We start from the raw sequence: 19350 nt of genomic DNA, 5'->3' as shown, positions 1-19350 counted from the left end.
CCAGCCAGCCCATCGGGCCAGCGAGTACCCTATTATATTACTATGGAAGAGATGTCACACCCTAACGACTTTTTCCCGGCCACCCGGATGCGTCGCATGCGTTATCAGGCCTTTTCAAGGCGGCTGATGCGGGAAAATCGCTTAAGCAGCGACGACTTAATCTGCCCGCTATTTGTTATCGAGGGCAATAACAAACAAGAAGCCGTCGCTTCCATGCCGGGCGTCAACCGATTATCCATCGACCTGGTGCTGCGCGAAGCCGAAAGCTTATTAAATCTGGGCGTACCCGCCATTGCTCTATTCCCGGTAACGGATCCGAACAAAAAATCCTTAAGCGCGGAAGAAGCTTATAACCCTGACGGCTTGGCACAACGCTGCGTTCGGGCCTTGAAAGACGCCCTGCCGGAACTCGGGATCATCACCGACGTTGCCTTGGATCCTTTTACCTCGCACGGTCAAGACGGATTGTTGAATAGTCAAGGTTATGTCGTCAACGACGAAACCGTCGAAGTCCTGTGCAAACAGGCCTTGTCGCATGCCGAAGCCGGCGCCGACATCGTCGCCCCTTCCGACATGATGGACGGCCGCATCGGTGCGATCAGAGCCGTGTTGGAATCTCATGGCCATACCAACACCCGAATATTGGCCTATTCCGCCAAATACGCCTCCAGTTTCTATGGCCCTTTCCGCGATGCGGTCGGCTCGGCCGGTAATCTGGGCGGCGGGAATAAATACAGCTATCAAATGGACCCGGCCAATTCAGATGAAGCCTTGCGGGAAATTGCGCTGGATTTACGCGAAGGCGCCGATATGATCATGGTCAAACCCGGCATGCCCTATCTGGACATCATCCGCCGCGCCAAGGAACAATTCGGTGTACCGACCTTTGCTTATCAGGTCAGCGGCGAATATGCGATGCTGAAAGCCACGTCGCAAAACGGCTGGCTGAACGAACAACAAGTGGTGATGGAATCCCTGCTGGCATTCAAGCGCGCCGGCTGCGACGCGATACTGACTTATTACGCTAAATCCGCTGCCCAGTGGCTAAAACAACTATAACAACCAGACAAACGGACCCGGCATGAGCGAAGACTTTGATTTTGATGACAGTCATTCGACTGACGATCCACCCCAACAGCGCCGACGTTACTTCGGCCTGGAACAGGCGGTATTTATCCTGCTGGTCGTTTTATCGCTGACCGGCATCGCGATTACCGAATTCAACCCGCACGATGGCTATGGTTATTGGCTATTCATGGTGATCGTGTTTGGCATGCTGTCGATTTTCGTCTCCTGGTTACAAACCCGAACCAACGACAACGACTTTGGCGACATCGTCAAGGCCCAAGGGCTGCATTGGCTGCATACGCTGGTTGTGGTGATAGCCGCCGCATTGCTTAACAAATCCGAGCAGTTATCCGACAGAAGCGCCAGCCTGGTTATCTTGCTGATCCTGGCCTTAGCCACCCTGCTGGATGGCATTCGCATCGGCTGGCAGTACAGCTTACTCGGCTTTTTCCTGGCAGCCTGCGCGCTGATCGTGGCTTATTTCGAGAACTTTATGCCCATCAGTATAGGGCTGGGAGTGCTGGTGATAGCCTGCACTTTCCTCTGGGAATATTGGCGCAGCAAATACAGTACCGATGATGAAAATTGATAATTACGCGGTATTCGGCCAACCGATCAGCCACAGTAAATCACCGCGTATCCATAAATTATTTGCCGAGCAAACAGGTCAACTGATGGACTATAGGGCCCAAGAGGTGCCTGCGGAAACTTTTGCCGCGGCTACCAGCCGTTTTTTTGCCGATGGCGGCAAAGGCCTGAATTGCACCGTCCCGCTCAAGGAACTGGCTTGGCAATATGCCGACCAACTGACGGAACGCGCTCGTCAAGCAAAAGCCGTCAACACCTTATTGCGCCAAGCGGACGACAGCATTTTGGGCGACAACACCGATGGCATCGGCTTGCTTAACGACTTAACCATAAACCATGGCATCACGCTGAAGGACGCCGAGATTTTGATTCTAGGGGCAGGAGGAGCCACACGCGGCATCGTCCCTCCCCTACTGGAACAGCAGCCGTCGGGATTGGTCATCGTCAATCGCAATGTGAGCAAAGCCCACGCAATTGCCGAGGATTTCGCGGCACTAGGCGCGGTGCATGCTTGCGATTACGCTAATCTTATGGGTCGCCAATTTGATTTGATCATCAACGCCACGTCGGCCAGCCTCAGCGGCGATTTGCCGCCCTTGCCCGAAGCATTGTTGAAAACCGGCGGCAGTTGCTACGACTTGGCTTACGCCAACCAAGCCACCGCATTTGTGAAATGGGGCTTGGCAAATAGCGCCGCGCACAGCCTGGACGGCTTGGGCATGTTGGTAGAGCAGGCCGCCGAAGCGTTCTTTATTTGGCGAGGCGTGCGTCCGCAAACCTCGCCGGTGATTAGCCTGCTAAACGCTGAAAGAGCATTAAACAACACGAACGGATGAAATTATTGACCGGGGCGATGTCCATGGTAACAATCTCCCCAAACCGCCCGCTATTAACGTTTACTGGAATACTATGAGTGGAATTAGAGCTTTTTTTGAAAAATCCCATGCTAAAGGCAAACCGCAGCGCGGTGGGCAACGCATTACCCCGGAAACTCTAAAACAGTTATTCCCCATCAGGAATTTAAGCGACGAGATATTACAAACTTTCGCCACTGAAAATCACGTCGAAACCCTGGCAGCCGGCAGCACTTTGTTCAGCGTCAATCAACAGGCGACTTGCGCAATGTATTTGTTGCGCGGCACGGTGATTTTGGCCGATCACAACGGCAAAAGCTATGAAATATCGGCAGGCAGCGCACAAGCGAAATTCCCGATATGCAGCGGTATTAAGCACACCGCCACCGCCACCGCAAAAACCGAGATAGACCTGTTGCGGGTATCCCTGAAAATCATGCTGACGCCCAGCCGCCAAGACCACGGCAAATTATCTATTCCGGAAGAATTGCACCACAACCGGCTATTGAGCTTATTCGTAGAACATTTCGAAAATAACGACCACGAGATAGAAATCCCCTCATTACCCGAAGTGGCGATCAATTTGCGCAAAGCCATCCAAAGAGATGTCAACATCGACGAAGCCGTCAAGATCATCCAATTGGACCCTGCCATCTCCGCAAAATTGATAGAAGTCGCCAATTGCCCGTTATATCTAACCAACGTGCCAGCGAAAAACTGCAAAGACGCGGTGGTGCGTATCGGCTTAAACGCCACACGCAACCTGGTAACGGCGCTGAGTATGAAGCAGATTTTCAAAAGCAAATCGCCGCTGATTAAAAATCATTTGGAAGATCTGTGGAAACAAAGCCTTTATCTGTCCGGCCTCTGCCATGTGCTGGCCAGCCACAGCATGCAGCAAAATCCGGAAAATGCCTTACTGGCCGGACTGGTCTGCGACATCGGCGTAATTCCCTTTCTAAGTTTTACCGCCAACTTACCACCCGAATACCATAATGACGCCGAAATCCTGGAAGCCATGCCCATCATCAAAGGCCCGGTCGGCGCCGTAGTGTTGAAGGAATGGGATTTTGCCGAAGAGTTCATCGACGTAGCCAAATCGTCCAGCGACTGGTTTCAAAACAGCGGCGATACCTTGACGGTGACCGATATAGTGGTCCTGTCCAGGCTCCACGCCCTGATCGGCAAAACAGCGACCGCCGATCTACCAGCGATTACCGCCATTCCGGCGGCGGCCAAATTGAAAAACTTCTCTTTGTCTCCGGAAAATACGCTGGCCATCCTGCACGATGCCAAAACTAAAATTCACGAAGCTTTGAGCATCTTTTCTTCCTAGCCGCATGATCTGGAAATTTTTAAAAAAATCCCCGGACAAAACGCCGACAGAGAGCAGCCCCACTCCAGCAGCCGTCAACCAATTGCCCTTGAGCTATCTGCAAAAGCTCATCCCGCTGGGGGACTTACCGGCGGCGGACTTGCTGGCGATACCGGTGACCATGCGAAACTTTAACCCCGGCGACATCATATTTAACCGCGGCGCCGAGGCGGAACAACTAAGCTATCTCTACACCGGCAACGTCTATCTGGAAGCGAATAATGGCGCCGGTTATACGGTCGAAGCCGACACCTTTAAAGCCTGTTATCCTCTGGCAACATCCGGCGAACACGCCTTCAGCGCGATAGCCAAATCGCCTACCCAAATCATCTACATGCCGCTGTCCAACTTGCAGCACAGCAGCAAACCCGTCAACAATCCGCTGATCAACCCAAAGAGCATTCCGCCCCAGCTGCGAAACAGCTTTTTTTTCGATAGCTTTTGCGATGCGTTCAGAGCCGACAACCTGCATGTTCCCAGCCTGCCGGATGTTGCCTTGCGTTTGCGTAGCGCCTTGCAAAAGGACATCAGCATCGCCGATGCGGTGAAGATTTTAAACCTGGACCCGGTTATATCCTCCAAACTGATTCAAGTCGCAAATAGCCCGATCTACCGCGGCAGCAACCCCATCACCAGCAGCCATGATGCCGTGAATCGGCTAGGATTTAAAACCACGCAAAACCTGGTTACCAGCATCAGCCTGCACCAGCTGTTCAGAAGCCGCAACCGGCAACTGAACAACATTATTCAGACACTTTGGAAACAAAGCATCCAGATTGCCAGCCTCAGCCACACGCTGGCCGGGCTTACCCGAAAAGTAAACGCCGACGAAGCTTTACTGGCTGGGCTAATTCACAACATCGGCGCCTTACCGATTGTCACTTTTGCCGAAAGCATGGACATGTCGCGCTATACCGAAGAAGAGTTACAGGCCAGCATCGTCTGCCTGCAAGGTTTGTTGGGCACCCATATTTTGAAAAAATGGCATTTCCCCGATAGTTTCCAGCAAATTCCCGTCAATACCACAAATTGGTACTTTGACGACGGCCAGGGCCTGCAACTCTATGACGTTGTGCTGTTAGCTAAATTTCACAGCCAACTCGGCGGCACCAATACCCAGAAACTGCCGCCGCTAAACACCTTGCCTGCCTTTCAAAAACTGGACGATAGCGCACTGACGCCGGATATGTCTCTGAAGGCATTACAGGACGCAAAACAACAAATTGCCGAGGCCATCAACTTTTTCAGGACATAAGATGAATTGGTTTTCCAAGCTACTGGAAAAAAACACCACCGCCAACAAACCAAGCCGGAAAGCCTTGCCGCCTGGTGCAGAACACCGGGGTAGCCTACCAACCGACAACACAGTATCCAAACCCAGCAGCACTCATCGGCAAGCGCTTAGCGTCGCACAGCTGAAAAAATTCGCACCCTTACGCGATCTCGATGACGCAGCCCTAAGCTCGCTGCCGCATCTCAGTTTGGCCTACGCCAAAGGGGCGATTATTTTTACCCTGGGGCAACCGACCAGCAGTGTTCTGTATTTGTTGGCCGGCCAACTATCGATGCAACCGGATAGCGATAGCCACTATCAAATCGACGCCGATTCCACGCTAGCCAATCTGCCGCTGAACAGCGGTAGCCGCTGCGGCGCTACCGCCACGGCGCTCAGCGATGTGCGTATTTTGGAAATCCCTATCCAACTCAACCGCTTATGGACAGATAAAAGTCAGGAAAGCGCCAATTGCGTGGAACTGGTCGACATTCAACTACCGGAGCCGATCAACGGCAGCCGCTTTTTCAACAGCTTCGCCCAAGCCTATCGGGAAAACAAACTGCGCCTGCCTTCTTTGCCGGATGTCGCCCTGAAACTAAAAGATGCGGTGCAAAAAGACATCGGTATCCGCGGGGCCGCTGAGATTATTCAGCTGGACCCGCCTATCGTGGCAAAATTAATCCAGGTGGCGAACAGCCCTTTGTACGCCACAGAAATACCGATCAACAATTGCCATGACGCGGTAGCTCGCATCGGCCTGAATGCGACGCGGAATCTGGTGATGGGCATCAGTATGAAACAATTATTCAGTTGCACCGACCCGGAACTCATGAAAGGCATGCAGGCCTTATGGAAAAACAGCCTGTATGTCTCAAGTTTAAGCTTTGTCTTGGCCCAGGAGTGCAGCAACATCAACCCGGAGGACGCCCTGCTGGGCGGCTTGATTGCCGACATCGGCGCGATTCCCTTACTGCATTTTGCCGAACAATTTCCCGACGGCGGCCCCAGCTTTCAGGAACTAAAAACCGCACTGCCCTATTTACGCGGCCCGGTCGGCGTACTGATGCTGCACACGCTGGGTTTTCCCGAACAACTGGGCAACGTTCCGCATCAAGCAGAAAACTGGCTGTACGACAGCGGCCCTGAACTAACGATGACCGACATCGTCATCCTCGCCAAATTACACAGCTATTTCGGTTCCGGCAATGCCCGAGATCTGCCTTATATCAACTCGATTCCGTCTTACAGCAAACTAAATCACGGTAAACTCAACCCTGATTTTTCCTTGATGGTGTTGAAAAAAGCCCAAAATCGGGTCAACGCCGCCATGCATTTATTATCCTAATTTTCCCGATATTCATATCAGACTGGCTACCGACATGACCAATCCTTTGCTCGAAAACACCGAACTACCGCAATTTTCTAAAATCCTGCCCGAACACGTGGAGCCGGCCATCAGCCAGTTACTCACCGAAGCCCGGCAAACCATAGACCGGCAACTGCAAGCCGGCGGTCCCTACACCTGGCAAAACCTGATCGAACCGATCGAAGCCGCCGAAGACCGCTTGAACAAGGCTTGGTCGCCGGTCAGCCACATGAATTCGGTAGTCAACAGCGAAGCGATGCGCGATGCCTACAATGCCTGCCTCGGCAAACTCAGCGAATATGCCACAGAAACCGGCCAAAACCGCGCCTTGTACGAGGCCTACCAAGCCATACACGACAGCGCGGACTTTGCCAAGCTCGACCGCGCCCAACAAAAAATCGTCAACAACGCCCTGCGCGACTTTCATTTGTCCGGCGTGGATTTGCCGCCCGAACAACAGGCGCGTTATAAAGAAATCAACCAGCAATTATCGAAACTAGCCAGTCAATACGAAGAACATTTACTGGACGCCACCAACGCCTGGCACAAACAGATTACCCATCTCGACGATTTGGCCGGCCTGCCGGAATCGGCTCTGGCCCAAGCCAAACAAGCCGCCGAAGCGGAAGGCAAAGACGGCTGGTTGATCAACCTGCAATTCCCGTCGTATCTGGCGGTGATGACCTACGCTGACAACCGCGAACTGCGCCGCGAACATTATGAGGCCTTCTGCACCCGAGCCTCCGATCAAGGCCCGCATGCCGGACAATGGGATAATTCCGAATTGATGGAACAAATCCTGGCGCTGCGCCACGAGAAAGCCCAATTGCTGGGCTTTAACAACTACGCCGAATATTCGCTGGCTACTAAAATGGCCAAATCCACCGAAGATGTGGTGAAGTTTCTGGAAGATTTGGCCGACAAATCCTGGCGCCAAGCCCGCCGGGATTTGACTGAATTGAAAGAGTTTGCTGCCGCCGAGCACGGCCTAAACGACTTGCAAGCCTGGGACATCGGCTATTACTCGGAAAAAATGCGCCAGCATTTCTACCAACTGTCGCAAGAAGAAGTGAAAGCCTATTTCCCCGACAACAAAGTCGTGCCCGGCCTGTTTGCCATCGTCGAAAAACTCTATGGTCTGCAAATCAGCGAAATCAAAGACTTCGATACCTGGCACCCCGACGCCCGCTTTTATCAAATCCTGGATAAACACGGCCAGTTGCGCGGACGTTTCTTCCTGGACCTTTACGCCCGCGCCAAAAAACGCGGCGGCGCCTGGATGGACGACTGCGTCTGCCGTAAAAAAGTCGGCGATACACTACAAACACCGGTGGCGTATCTGACCTGCAACTTTACGCCACCAACAGGTAAGGATCCGGCCCTGCTGACCCACGACGAAGTGGAAACCTTGTTCCACGAGTTCGGCCACGGCCTACACCATATGCTGACCCAAATCGACCACCTCGGTGTCTCGGGCATTAACGGCGTCGAGTGGGATGCGGTGGAATTGCCTAGCCAATTCATGGAAAACTGGTGCTGGGAAAAAGAAGCGCTGGGCCTGATCTCGGGCCATTATCAAACCGGCGAACCGCTGCCCGATACGTTGTACGACAAAATGTTGGCGGCGAAGAACTTCCAAGCCGGCATGATGATGGTGCGGCAACTTGAATTCAGCCTATTCGATTTCAAGATGCATCGGGATTACGACCCTGCCAAGGGTGGCCAGATTTACAGCATCCTCAAACAGGTGCGCGATCAGGTAGCCGTAGTCAAGGTACCGGAATTCAACCGTTTCGCCCATAGCTTCTCGCATATTTTCGCCGGCGGTTATGCGGCCGGTTATTACAGCTACAAATGGGCGGAAGTGTTGTCGGCGGATGCTTTTTCCTTATTCGAGGAAAAAGGCATCTTCGACCGAGCCACTGGCGAAGCATTCTTGCATAACATTTTGGAACAAGGCGGCAGTAGCGACGCGATGACGCTGTTCAAAAACTTCCGCGGCCGCGAACCCAATATCGACGCCCTGCTCAGACATAACGGTATCGCCGCGTAAATGTTTCCTGGATTGCCTTGATGCTCGTCATCAAGGCAATCGAGTTTTTCAGGAGCGAAAATGAAAAACTGCCCACAATGCGGCCAGCCCAGGTTGGGCGAGGCATTTAAATGTCCGAGTTACGACGTGTTTTATTCCCAGCTCGACGAATTGCTGTACGCAGAACAGCAAAAACAGGAAAGCCAAACACTAAAAGGCACGCTTAAACGCATTCGCGCCGCCGAAGACCGCTCACAAGCCCTGAGAGCCGCGTTGAAAACCCTGGGGCTCAACACGCCCTTAAAAACCAAGATCGTGATTTGGACCTTAATCGCGTTCGTGTTTGTGCTGGTGGTGCCGGTTTTTTAATTGCTTAAAACGCTCAGGGACTAAAAGCTAACCCATAGTCCCTGTCGTTATTCCCCACTTAATCTTCTTTAGGTGCTGCGGGTGCGGGTTCCGTTGGCGTATTGGTCACGGTTAGACTATTGGCATCCAGCTTCAGTAACACCGCATTGTTCTGATGAGCCTTCAACTCGGTCAAAGTGCGCCAGCCGGCATTATCCAATTTACGAAAAGCCGCAAAAAACCCCAATACCCGGGTATCCGCAGCCGGCTCGATCCGCAAGGATTTATTCTCGCCGGGCTTTATCACCAACTCTTGTTTGCGTACCAAATCGGCGGCCAAAGTAGCCTGCTCTTTATCGAATATGGCAAAAAAATCGGCACCGTTAAAACCACTTTGCTCCCGCAATTCGTAAATTCTTAACACCACCGGCGAGGCTTTACCGTCGGCGTCGGGGTTAATTGAGGCGGTGCTGTTTAGCGTAAGCTCAACGACTGTTGGCGGTGGCGGAGCCGGTTGCTCAGGCACCTCTGCACACGCAGCCAACAACGAGGCAAAAAAAACTGGCAGTAATCTGGCTAACAACATACGACTATCCCTTTAAAAATTAGTTAACGCCATTCTGCCATAGGCACACAGTCACAGTACAAGGATTCATTTCCGGTAATTACTCGCCCAGCGTCGGCTAGTTTTTCAACTTGGTTAGATGCGGTTGCGCTGGCTCAAGGGCGCCCTAGCGGTATTGCGTCGTGCCATTCGGTATTTCGGCGTGAATGAGGCGGTTGTCGCTATCGTATTGGTAGCGGCTGACAATGAGGCCGGCCTTGCCGCGCTTTTCTTAAATCACGTGCCCGCCGAAAGAGGGCTAAGCCATCTAATTCAGGACTTCACAGCGAATCAGTGCATTTCCAGGCTTACGATTGCGCTGAAGTAACAGTATCTACGCAGGCTTTATTAGTTACCACTGCAAATCATAGGCTATTGTGGGCTTAATATTGGAAGTTACCCTATTCATACTTGCACCATTCACTAGTCTATAAATGCATCATTTTCTAAATACAAAAAAACAGCCTCTATAAATTCCTGCAATGTTGCATTTGGCACATGCTCAACCTTATGTAAAATAATATCACTGAAATTTGGAGACTCAAGCCAGGAGTAATACCCCTGCCCAGCAAGTTGACTGGGAATAAGCCCACCACTTTCTTTGGAATAACCTTCAACTTCGTCACTTGAAATAACAACAAACTCAGCCGCGACAATATTATCTTTATTGATCTTTGGCTTGGTATAGATCCTACCCGCCATGGGAAACTCGTTAATTTCATTTTTTAAAGTTTCAAATCCTAAATAGCTTTTTAACATAACCACTCCTCTAAATAATTTTCTACTTGAAATCGGTGACGCCGCCCCATTTGTTTCGCCCCCCTTCCAACGGGATGATATATTTTGCAGCACTTGGCATGGTGCGCCTTACCAACAAGCTGTCAAGAGCCAGGTTCATCACCATGATGCCAAGTCATTCTAGGAGGAGAATCACCACTGAATGCGCCGCTGGCTTTAGGAGGATGGTTAGGGTGGTAGTGGTAGGTGTTGCGGCTGCGCAGGCTGTCAGTTTCCGCCAGCAGGAGCGGGCAGTTGTATTGAAGCGGGTTTCGCCTTACGCGGTGCGTTTGGTGATGCACCGCCCCACGGAGTCGTAGCGGTATTCGCCGATTCCTTGACGCGCTATTCTTCGATCAGGTTATCGGCCGTAAGCGGGAGAAGCGTTTTGAATCAACACTTGGCAACACGTCACCGTGTACGATTACGCTAACAGTATCTTGTATTATCCACCCGTGTTTTTCAGGAGATAATGAAATCTCGCAAAACATGCCTGAGGGGCACCTCAGGTTTGGGTCACTGGATGCCGTATCGGACCTTGGACTATTGAAGCCCGAGACGTAGACCCCTGCAGCAGTGACCCACCCTCGATCAACGATCGGACAGTCTCTTCGGCCCGGATTCCGGCAGCCTGCATTCACAAGGTAGATCATTTGAGGTTTTCAATGTCCCATTTTTATCTCGGTATCGATGTTTCAAAAGCCAAGCTGGATTGCTCATTACGCTTGTCCAACGGTAAGTTTCGCGCCAAAGTGGTTCCCAATTCGCTTGAAGGCTTTACAGCTTTGTTGACGTGGCTAAACGCCCAAAAAGCTGAATCCGTGCAGGTCTGCATGGAAGCGACCGGCATTTATTGGGAAGACGTTGCTCAGCATCTGGCAACCAACGGCTTAACTGTCAGCGTCGTCAATCCGGCACAAATCAAAGCTTATGGCGCTTCACGGCTCACCCGCAGCAAGACCGATACGGTCGATGCTAAACTCATTGCCGATTTCTGCGCCGAACGCAAACCATCCGCTTGGCAACCCCGTTGCGAGGCGGAAGTCACGTTACGCGCACTAGTGCTGCGCCTGGACGCCCTGCAAACCATGCGCACCCAAGAAAGCAACCGTTTGCAGGTGGCTCGCGAAGCGGTGCGCGAGGACATTCAGCAGCATCTGAATTGGCTGGATACCGCTATCCAACAATTGATCGACGCCATCAATGATCACATTGATCGCCATCCCGATCTCAAGCAACAGCGCGAATTACTCGACAGCATCCCCGGCATTGGCGAGCGCACCAGCGCTATTATCCTAGCGTTCTACGCCGATACCTCGCGCTTCGCCAATAGCCGACAAGCCGCAGCCTTTGCCGGACTCGATCCTAGGCAATACGAATCGGGTAGTAGTATTAAGGGCAAACCCAGACTCTCCAAAATAGGCCACTCGTTCTTGCGAAAAGCCATGTATATGCCAGCCATGGTCACATTGTATAAAACCGCCTGGGGGAAACAATTCAGGAACCGATTAGCCTGCGCCGGTAAGCCCAATAAACTCATTATCGGCGCCATGATGCGAAAATTGATTCATGTGGCGTTCGGCGTCTTAAAATCCGCCAAACCCTTCGATTCGGCTATTCATTTGGCTTGACTTGGATAACAGTATCTACGCGGACTTCAAAGCACGCATAATATTAAGAGATTTTTTGTTTTTCCTAAAGTTAGTTTTGCGTTCGCGAGGGAATGCGGCAGATCCACCAATATCTCCATTGCAATATCAAAATCTTCAGGAGCTTTTGTTTTAATGGTTGTGGTGTCCGGCCATATGATAAGAATATTACTATCCGGTAGGCTATCTAGCCCCGACCACAATGAATCAGCGAGCGCATCCCAGCTCTTCTTGTTTTGTAGTGGAGGTTCCAATGGCAAATTGTCGCGGACCGCTTTAAAGAACTGATCTTTAGAGCAAATGTTGGAAGGAAGTGTGTAAATCAGCCACCCATTTTGCTGACACTCGTAAACTATTAATTCGGCGTTTATTGAATCAGCAGTAATAAATCCTTGATTATCTGACATCGTAATTATCTGATTTGCACAAACGCTGGATTTCCAGCCTCTCCATAGCGAGCCCACGTGTAGTAATTTCTCCTGCTTGACTGTTTACGACTCGCGTTCATGCTTACTATTACTCAAGAGCTGCATCGCGCATAAGTAGGTTTTCTTCAGCCTACAACTTATTCATAGCTCTTTATAGAAAAGCAATATGCCCCCTATTTCACATTCGTTTAAGTTTCTAAGCTTAATACCCAGTCCGTGCTCGGGGTCCCAATAACAATCAAAGGACAAGCCTATGTTACTGGGACAATCGGCTTCCAGATCAATATATATCTTAACAAGCCTTATAAGCCGTCCCACCTCTTCTGCCAAGCTTAAAGGATCAATTGTAATTTCGAATACTTGTTCGTACAGCGACTTCTTAGTTAAAATATTATCACAATAGTATTCAAAAGCCTTATCTATAACTAATTTTTCAATTCCTTCTTTATGGCTTATAAAATAATTAACAGCATCCAAGAATCTAGAGACTTCGGCATCAATATTATCAAACCTTTCTGCTTCGATAAAAATATCTATTTTTTTAGAGTCAGATAAGAATGTTTCATTGATTACCGACGACAGAACATCATCATCCACGCGAATTTGATTTATCTCGAGCATACACATACCCCTAAAATTTTTCTTTAAGACAACCAGAGGATTTTGATCTAGAAAAATTGAGTCGCTTCGCCAAAGCCTTATAGATTGCTCCCGCCCAACAGTCCAATCGGATCCTGATGAATAAGCTGCCCTGCATTAGGATCGTAATACCGGTTCAGGTTGTAATGCAAACCGGTTTCTTGGTCGTAATACTGACCTTGAAAGCGCAGGGGGTTGTCGATGGCTTCCACGTCGGCCAGGGCCAGGTTGCAGTAGGCGCGGTAGCGGGCGGACCAGACGATTTTACCTTGGCTGTCGGTCAGCTCCCTGGGCGTGCCGAGATGGTCCAGGTGGTAGAGGTAGGTGGTGCCGCTGGCTTGGGTGTTGTCCTGTTCGTGCAGCGCCAAGGGCCGGAAGCTGCCGGGTTCGAATAAGTAGGTACGGCTACGCTGGCTATCGGTTTCCGCCAACAGGCGTGGGCCGTCGTATTGAAAGCGGGTTTCGCCTTGCGCGGTGTGTTTGGCGATGCGCCGGCCTAGGGCGTCGTAGCGGTATTGCGTCGTGCCATTCGGCGTTTCGGCGCGGACTAGGCGGTTGTCGCTATTGTATTGGTGGCGGGTGACGATTTGGTCGTTCGTGAAAGCTTTCTGATTTAGGATTTGGCGGCGAATCAGTGTGCTTACATGAGTACGATTACGCTGCCACTACGGGGGCTTGACTTAAAAAGCCTCCCTAAGCTCTGTATCCAGGAAAGACTTCTTTTTTTAACAAATCCAAATCTTCACCCTTATCAAAAAAATGAATAAGACGATCCCTCACGTCATTATCGCCCCACATATTCGTCAATTCATATTTCTCTATAATTTCCTTATCGGCTGGAAGCGATAGGTCTTCTTCCACCACTCGCCCCGCCGTTGTGCTGATATTTCCTTCCGTACCAATATCGATAAGGTTGCCTCCCTTGAAGGGGTAACCTCCATCAAAATTAAGTTTCGGCTTAATCCAGTAGGGTTCACAGGACGCGGCGCTCGGCTTTACATCTTTATCTGAAACTTTTTTGTCAGCCAAATTATGTAACACGATATTTCCAATAAATAACGTAAATATTGGATCGACTTGATTTAAATCTATACCGTGCCAATTTCCGTCGCGACTAGTAATATTGAAAAACCGCATGGCAGCTCGACCCAACATTTGCCCCAACGAGTAAAGGTCCTCGCGAAGCTTAAGGCTTACAACATTATTGTGCTTCCACACGATTCTTTTGGCCATTTCTCGGTCTAATTGTTTCCGGGCCGGTTGGCGATTTGGCTGGCCTTCCGGCGCTTTTCTTCGATCAGGTTACCTGCAGCAAGTCGGCAAAGCTTTGCTAATTCAGGGTTTCGTTACGAATCAGCTTCCCTCTGTACCATTACACTTCCGCAAATCCTAACTACGCAGACTATTTAGCATTTCCAAGTTGGATACGAACAATACCACCTACTGGTAACATATCAACACCTGATTGGAATAATCTCAGCGCACCATCTGTATATCGATGACTCTTCATTACCGACGTTTCTCCGCTTTGCGGATTTATTGCGACAGCACCACACTTTGTTTTTTTCTTAATGATTGTGGCAAATTCTTTCCATTTCGACAACGAAGCTTCATCGTCAGTTTTGCATGATAACCATGATCGTTTGAGCCCGTCTTTCGTCAACTGTCCAACATCGAGAACTAACGCGTTTGGGTTGTGGATTACAAAGTCGTAGCGACTTACACAATTTAAGTCGACGGGATAAAGTGTAAAACCCAAGCTGATTTCGCCTGCATTTTCAAATGCGAGACTTCTACCATCCCAAGCTTCGGCGCGAAAAGGCGTTCCCCCCATCAACGTTATATTTAAACCTTCCAGAGACCTTATTGCCATAACCATGTCGTTGACCTCTTCTGGTAACGCATGGAACTGTATAGATAAGCTTCCCATATACCACCTAATCGTATGGAACAAAATTGGTTGGAATCCCTGCTTTATCGGTCAAATCTTTCATCGCGTCTATCTCCCGAGAAACCGGGCTACCATCAGCTTTGGTTCTACCAACATTTGTAGCACGTATTTCACCTTCTGGTGTTCTATACAAAATATCTGGACGCCTCCCAGACTTAATACCTCCGGGGGTTGCAATTAACTCTTCCTTACCGCCTCCACCTGAGAGAATTGTATTCCCCTCGTCTTGAAGTCGAGCTGCTTCAGCTCGAATTTTGGCATTGTGCGGCGCGTTAGGATCAGTTTTGGGACCTCTTTTCGCCCCACAATCCTTTCCAGTCAGACCCAAAGGATCAATCCAATTCAAAGGATTAGGCGCATACCGGTAAACGTTACTTCCGCCTTCCAACCCAATCGGATCCTGATGAATAAACCGCCCCGCATTCGGATCGTAATACCGGTTAAGGTTGTAATGCAAACCGGTTTCTTGGTCGTAATACTGGCCTTGGAAACGTAGCGGGTTGTCGATGGTTTCGACGTCGGCCAGGGCCAGGTTGCCGTAGGCGCGGTAGCGGGCGGACCAGACGATTCTGCCATCGGTATCGGTCAGCTCCCTGGGCGTGCCGAGATGGTCCAGGTGGTAGTGGTAGGTGCTGCCGCTGGCTTGGGTGTTGTCTTGTTCGTGCAGCGCCAAGGGCCGGAAACTGCCGGGCTCAAACAGGTAGGTACGGCTGCGCTGGCTATCGGTTTCCGCCAGCAACCGCGGGCCGTCGTATTGAAAGCGGGTTTCGCCTTGCGCGGTGTGTTTGGCGATGCGCCGGCCCAGGGCGTCGTAGCGGTATTCACTGATTCCTTGCGGGGTTTCGGCGCGAATCAGGCGGTTGTCGCTATCGTACTGGTAGCGGGTGACGATTTGGCCGGCCTTGCCGCGTTTTTCTTCGATCAGGTTGCCGGCGGCGTCGTAGCTGTAGTGGCGGTCGCCCATCATCAGCAAGCGGTCGCCTTCGACGCGGCCGGCTTCGGCACTAGCGCCCAGCAGGTTGCCGGCCGGGTCGTGGACGAAGCTTTCCGGGCTGAGGCCTTCGCTGCGGATCAGGCGGGCGGCGGGATCGTAGTGGTATTGGCTGCGGCCCTGGCGCAGGTCGTCCAGTTCGCGGAGCTTGCCGGCCGCATCGTAGCTGTACTGGCGACCGATGAGCACCGCTTGGCCTTTGAGCGCGGCGCGTTGCCGCAACAAGCGCCCCAGCGGATCGTAGTCGTAGTCGGTGTTGAGTTGGCCTTGGCTACGGCCGATTTCCCGGCCCAGTTCGTCGTAACGGTGGCTGGTCAGGGTTTGGCCGTCGAATTCGATGCTGTCCAGGTAGCGCTCGCCGAAACGGTAGTCGATGCGATGCCGGTCCGGGGTTTCGGTGTGGATGCGCCGGCCCAGCAGGTCGTATTTGTGGCGGACGATGGTGCCGTTCTGGTTTTCCTGGTTGATCTGGCCCAGGGCGTTGTAACCCAAAAGCACCAGGCTGTCGGCATTTTTGGCTAGTTGCAAGCGGCCCAGCGGATCGTAGCCGTATTGGCTCAGACTGCCGTCGGCGGCGTGTTTTTTCAGCAGCCGGCCGAGGCGGTCGCGTTCGAAGCGGGTGACGCTCCAATCGCCGTCGGCGCCGGGTTGCAGGTAGGCTTCCAGCGCGCCGGCGGCGTTGTAGCGGTAGCGTTGGATGCGGCCGTCGAAGCCGATTTCTTCGACGAGGTTTTCGTCGTGGTCGTAGTTAAGGCTGTAGGTTTCGCCTTTGGGGTTGATCAGGCCGATCAGGTTGCGTTCGCTGTCGTAGCGATAACGCATTTCGTGGCCCAGCGGATCGATGCGGGCGGTGGGTTGGGACAGGCCGTCGTCGTAGCGGTATTCGGTGGTGTGGCCCAGGCCGTCGATGTAATGGGTCAATAAACCGGCGGCGTTGTAGCGCAGTTGCACGGTGCTGCCGTCCGCGTGTTGCACTGCGATAACGCGGCCGGCCGCGTCGTAGCCGTAACGGGTGGTGCGTTTGTCTTGATCGACGATGGCGACGATACGATCATCATCATCGTATTGGTAGCGGGTCTTGATGCCCTCAAAGCCGATCTCGCCGACCAGGCGCAACTGTTCGTCCCACAACAGCGAGCGGGTGCGGCCCAGTGCATCGGTGATACGCACCGGCACGCCTTGGGCGTTGTATTGGTAGTGGGTGACCGCGCCGTTGGCGGCGACGGTTTCTTCCAGGCGGCCGCTAGCGTCGTAGCGGCGCAGCCAGCGCTGATCCAAGGCATCGATCAGTTCGACCGGACGGCCTTGTTTGTCGTATTTGACGCGCTGACTAAAACCCAGCGCATCGGAGACGCCGATCAGACGGCCTTCGTTATCGTAGTTAAAGCGGGTGACGCCGCCGTCCGGTGCCACGGTTTGCGCCAGTTGATTGTCGGCGTTGTAGCTATGGCGGGTTTCCCGGCCTTCCGGGCTGCGCTCCAGGAGCAACAAACCTTGCGGATCGTGGCGATACACCGCGACGCCACCGCGCGAGTCGATGGCATGGCTGACGCCGTCCGGCAACCATTCGAAACGGTAATCGTAAACGCCGTTATCGCCCCAGTTGTGCAGGCATTTGCCTTGCGGCGTGTCTTGATCCCATTCGAAATAAAAGTTAAAGCCGCTGGGCAGGATGCGGCGGGCGATAACGTGGTTGCGATAGGCGTAGGTTTCGCCTTGCTCAAGCCGGTCGCGAGCACCGATTAAATCGCCTTCTTCGCTATAAAGATAATTTACCAGCGGCACGCCGGCCGCTTCGAATCCGCTTCCGACACGTTTGCCGGGACGAATAGAAACGATGCGCCGGCCTTGGCGTTCCAACAGTAAATGCTTGTTCCAGCTGGCGGAGATGCGCTCGACGTCGCCGTTGGCGTCGCGGTGAAAATACAGGCTTTGGCCCTGGCTGTTGTGCCAGGCCCGCAGAGGGCAACGGCCAGAACGACCGGTGAAGGTTCTTGCTAAGCCGCTAGGATCGACGATGCGATACTGGCCGTTTTCCCGGTACAAGCGAACCTGTTCCGGCAGATTAATGCTATGGGCTCCTGGCTTGGGCAAGGGCAAATCGATACGCTGACCATCGGCATTGCAGAACGTCACGCGCTCGCCGATTTCCAGCCACTCGTCCAAAGGCGTCAGCCAGCCGTAACCCAATTGATGATCGACATCGGATTGGCTGCTACGGTAATAACGCCGCCAAGCCAAGGGCAATGGGCCATCCCAAGTAAAGTCGATTTTTTCCAGCATTTCCTCGCCGGTGAGCATGCTGATCGGCTCGCCGGCGGTTTTGCAATCCTTGCCCGGACATGCGGTTTGTTTAGAGGTGGAGGCCCCGCCGGCGGCTTCTCCCTCCGCCGCCGCACCCGCGCGAGCCGGCGCTTTACCGGATGCCGATTTGCCGGTTGCTTGCGATGGCGTTACTGCTTCCGAGGCGGCTCCCGATTCGCGGGCCAAGCCTTTTTTTCCGCGTAAAGAACGCACTTTTGCCAACAGCGCGACGAAGGCCGCAACACCGATCACCGCGATGGCGTCTGCCAGATGCGTGGCAGCTTCGTCTAGATCTTGTTCGTTTCCGGCAGTGGCGGTGATCGCCAAAAATTCGCCCAGGTCGCGGGCGACGCCGAATACCGCGAGCCCGAACATCAGGATGCCGCCGACCAGCATCAGAATATCGACGATTTCGCCAACGCCAAACACGTGGGCGCCAGCCCAAATAACCAATGTTGCGGCCATGATCGCCAAGCTTTCCGGACTGAGCAGCGCTTCAAACTCGCGGCGCATACTGCCGGGCAGTTTGGGTGCGGTTAAACGCAAGGCTTCGGAGAATTTGCGCTCCAGCGTCCAGCTCCCCACCGTTTCCACCGGTATCGGCATAGGCATATTAGGTGCAGGAGCCGGTTGGACTGCGCTACTACTGGCAGTTGCGGGTGGCGATGGAGGCATCGGCGCAGCGACTTTCGCTTTGTCCCCCTTCAGCAGATAAAACCAGGTGTCTTTACCGACGATACCGTCAGCGTTAATGCCGACGCTTTGTTGATACTGGCGCACGGCATTCGCGGTAGCCTGAGCAAACCGCCCATCAAGGACCAAGTTTGGCGATGGACTAAGACAGGCGTTAAGTAAGCCTTGCAACTGCCGAACCTCAGCACCTTGCGAGCCCGGCTTTAATGTCGGTAAACCGCTACGAGTCGGTACTATGCGCGGTGCTGCCTTGGCCGGTTGTCCGGGTAATACGCCTATGGGTGTCGGCCGTGGCGTAGCATCGCGGATCGTCGTGCCGGCATCGATGTTGCGCGGCCGGATCTCGGAGCCCGTTGGCCTGGGATCTTTCCATCCGGCCATCTATACCTCCATCCAGGCACACGCTG

The 19350-nt window shown here is 52.6% G+C and carries 17 protein-coding genes and 1 pseudogene; 9 read left to right on the top strand and 9 right to left on the bottom strand.

Going from position 1 to position 19350, the window contains the following annotated elements; genetic code table 11:
• Positions 1-51 precede the first annotated feature (51 nt).
• From hemB to DDY07_RS21055, 8 genes are all read left to right on the top strand, one after another.
• A complete protein-coding gene (gene hemB / locus DDY07_RS21090) occupies positions 52-1059 on the top strand; it encodes a porphobilinogen synthase (protein ID WP_367650894.1) in 1008 nt (335 codons plus the stop codon).
• A 22-nt stretch (positions 1060-1081) separates the two neighbouring features.
• The gene (locus DDY07_RS21085; RefSeq protein WP_171697325.1) at positions 1082-1657 is read left to right on the top strand and encodes a hypothetical protein; all 576 of its coding nucleotides are present in this window, start codon (positions 1082-1084) and stop codon (positions 1655-1657) included.
• Entirely contained in the window at positions 1644-2492 is an 849-nt protein-coding gene (gene aroE / locus DDY07_RS21080; RefSeq protein ID WP_171697324.1) for a shikimate dehydrogenase, read from the top strand. Before DDY07_RS21085 ends, aroE begins: the two co-directional genes overlap by 14 nt.
• 73 nt (positions 2493-2565) lie before the next feature.
• Entirely contained in the window at positions 2566-3846 is a 1281-nt protein-coding gene (locus tag DDY07_RS21075; RefSeq protein ID WP_171697323.1) for an HDOD domain-containing protein, read from the top strand.
• Positions 3847-3850: 4 nt separating this feature from the next.
• The gene (locus tag DDY07_RS21070; protein WP_171697322.1) at positions 3851-5140 is read left to right on the top strand and encodes an HDOD domain-containing protein; all 1290 of its coding nucleotides are present in this window, start codon (positions 3851-3853) and stop codon (positions 5138-5140) included.
• A gap of 1 nt (position 5141) precedes the next feature.
• The gene (locus DDY07_RS21065) at positions 5142-6506 is read left to right on the top strand and encodes an HDOD domain-containing protein (RefSeq protein ID WP_171697321.1); all 1365 of its coding nucleotides are present in this window, start codon (positions 5142-5144) and stop codon (positions 6504-6506) included.
• Between the two features lie 34 nt (positions 6507-6540).
• Positions 6541-8580 carry an oligopeptidase A gene (gene prlC / locus DDY07_RS21060; RefSeq protein ID WP_171697320.1) on the top strand — a complete coding sequence of 680 codons (2040 nt, stop codon included), beginning with the start codon at positions 6541-6543 and terminating at the stop codon, positions 8578-8580.
• A 60-nt stretch (positions 8581-8640) separates the two neighbouring features.
• Positions 8641-8928 carry a hypothetical protein gene (locus DDY07_RS21055; protein WP_171697319.1) on the top strand — a complete coding sequence of 96 codons (288 nt, stop codon included), beginning with the start codon at positions 8641-8643 and terminating at the stop codon, positions 8926-8928.
• 58 nt (positions 8929-8986) lie between these two features.
• Here DDY07_RS21055 and tssJ read toward each other — a convergent pair whose 3' ends face one another.
• Together tssJ and DDY07_RS21045 are read right to left on the bottom strand one after the other, a co-directional pair.
• Positions 8987-9493 carry a type VI secretion system lipoprotein TssJ gene (tssJ, locus tag DDY07_RS21050; RefSeq protein WP_171697318.1) on the bottom strand — a complete coding sequence of 169 codons (507 nt, stop codon included), beginning with the start codon at positions 9491-9493 and terminating at the stop codon, positions 8987-8989.
• Positions 9494-9934: 441 nt separating this feature from the next.
• On the bottom strand, positions 9935-10270 hold the full coding sequence (locus DDY07_RS21045) for a hypothetical protein (RefSeq protein WP_171697317.1): 336 nt from the start codon (positions 10268-10270) through the stop codon (positions 9935-9937).
• 683 nt (positions 10271-10953) lie between these two features.
• On the opposite strand from DDY07_RS21045, the gene DDY07_RS21040 reads away from it, so the two are divergent.
• Entirely contained in the window at positions 10954-11919 is a 966-nt protein-coding gene (locus tag DDY07_RS21040; protein WP_171694354.1) for an IS110 family transposase, read from the top strand.
• Positions 11920-11945: 26 nt separating this feature from the next.
• On the opposite strand, the gene DDY07_RS21035 is transcribed toward DDY07_RS21040, so the two are convergent.
• From DDY07_RS21035 to DDY07_RS21010, 7 genes and pseudogenes are all read right to left on the bottom strand, one after another.
• On the bottom strand, positions 11946-12344 hold the full coding sequence (locus DDY07_RS21035) for a barstar family protein (RefSeq protein WP_171697316.1): 399 nt from the start codon (positions 12342-12344) through the stop codon (positions 11946-11948).
• A gap of 162 nt (positions 12345-12506) precedes the next feature.
• The gene (locus tag DDY07_RS21030; RefSeq protein WP_171697315.1) at positions 12507-12986 is read right to left on the bottom strand and encodes a hypothetical protein; all 480 of its coding nucleotides are present in this window, start codon (positions 12984-12986) and stop codon (positions 12507-12509) included.
• Between the two features lie 77 nt (positions 12987-13063).
• Positions 13064-13435, bottom strand: a complete 372-nt coding sequence (locus DDY07_RS21025) for an RHS repeat domain-containing protein (RefSeq protein WP_253734563.1) — start codon at positions 13433-13435, stop codon at positions 13064-13066.
• Between the two features lie 33 nt (positions 13436-13468).
• Positions 13469-13591 (bottom strand): annotated as a pseudogene (locus DDY07_RS24205) (RHS repeat domain-containing protein); the annotation flags it as partial.
• A gap of 106 nt (positions 13592-13697) precedes the next feature.
• Positions 13698-14237, bottom strand: a complete 540-nt coding sequence (locus tag DDY07_RS21020; protein ID WP_171697314.1) for a hypothetical protein — start codon at positions 14235-14237, stop codon at positions 13698-13700.
• Positions 14238-14406: 169 nt separating this feature from the next.
• On the bottom strand, positions 14407-14934 hold the full coding sequence (locus DDY07_RS21015; RefSeq protein ID WP_171697313.1) for a hypothetical protein: 528 nt from the start codon (positions 14932-14934) through the stop codon (positions 14407-14409).
• A gap of 7 nt (positions 14935-14941) precedes the next feature.
• Positions 14942-19324 carry an RHS repeat-associated core domain-containing protein gene (locus DDY07_RS21010; RefSeq protein ID WP_253734562.1) on the bottom strand — a complete coding sequence of 1461 codons (4383 nt, stop codon included), beginning with the start codon at positions 19322-19324 and terminating at the stop codon, positions 14942-14944.
• Between the last annotated feature and the right edge of the window lie 26 nt (positions 19325-19350).

Source organism: Methylomonas sp. ZR1 (assembly GCF_013141865.1).
Taxonomy (GTDB): Bacteria; Pseudomonadota; Gammaproteobacteria; order Methylococcales; family Methylomonadaceae; genus Methylomonas.
Note: the sequence above shows the minus strand (reverse complement) of the source record. Positions and strands in the feature narration are given on the sequence as shown.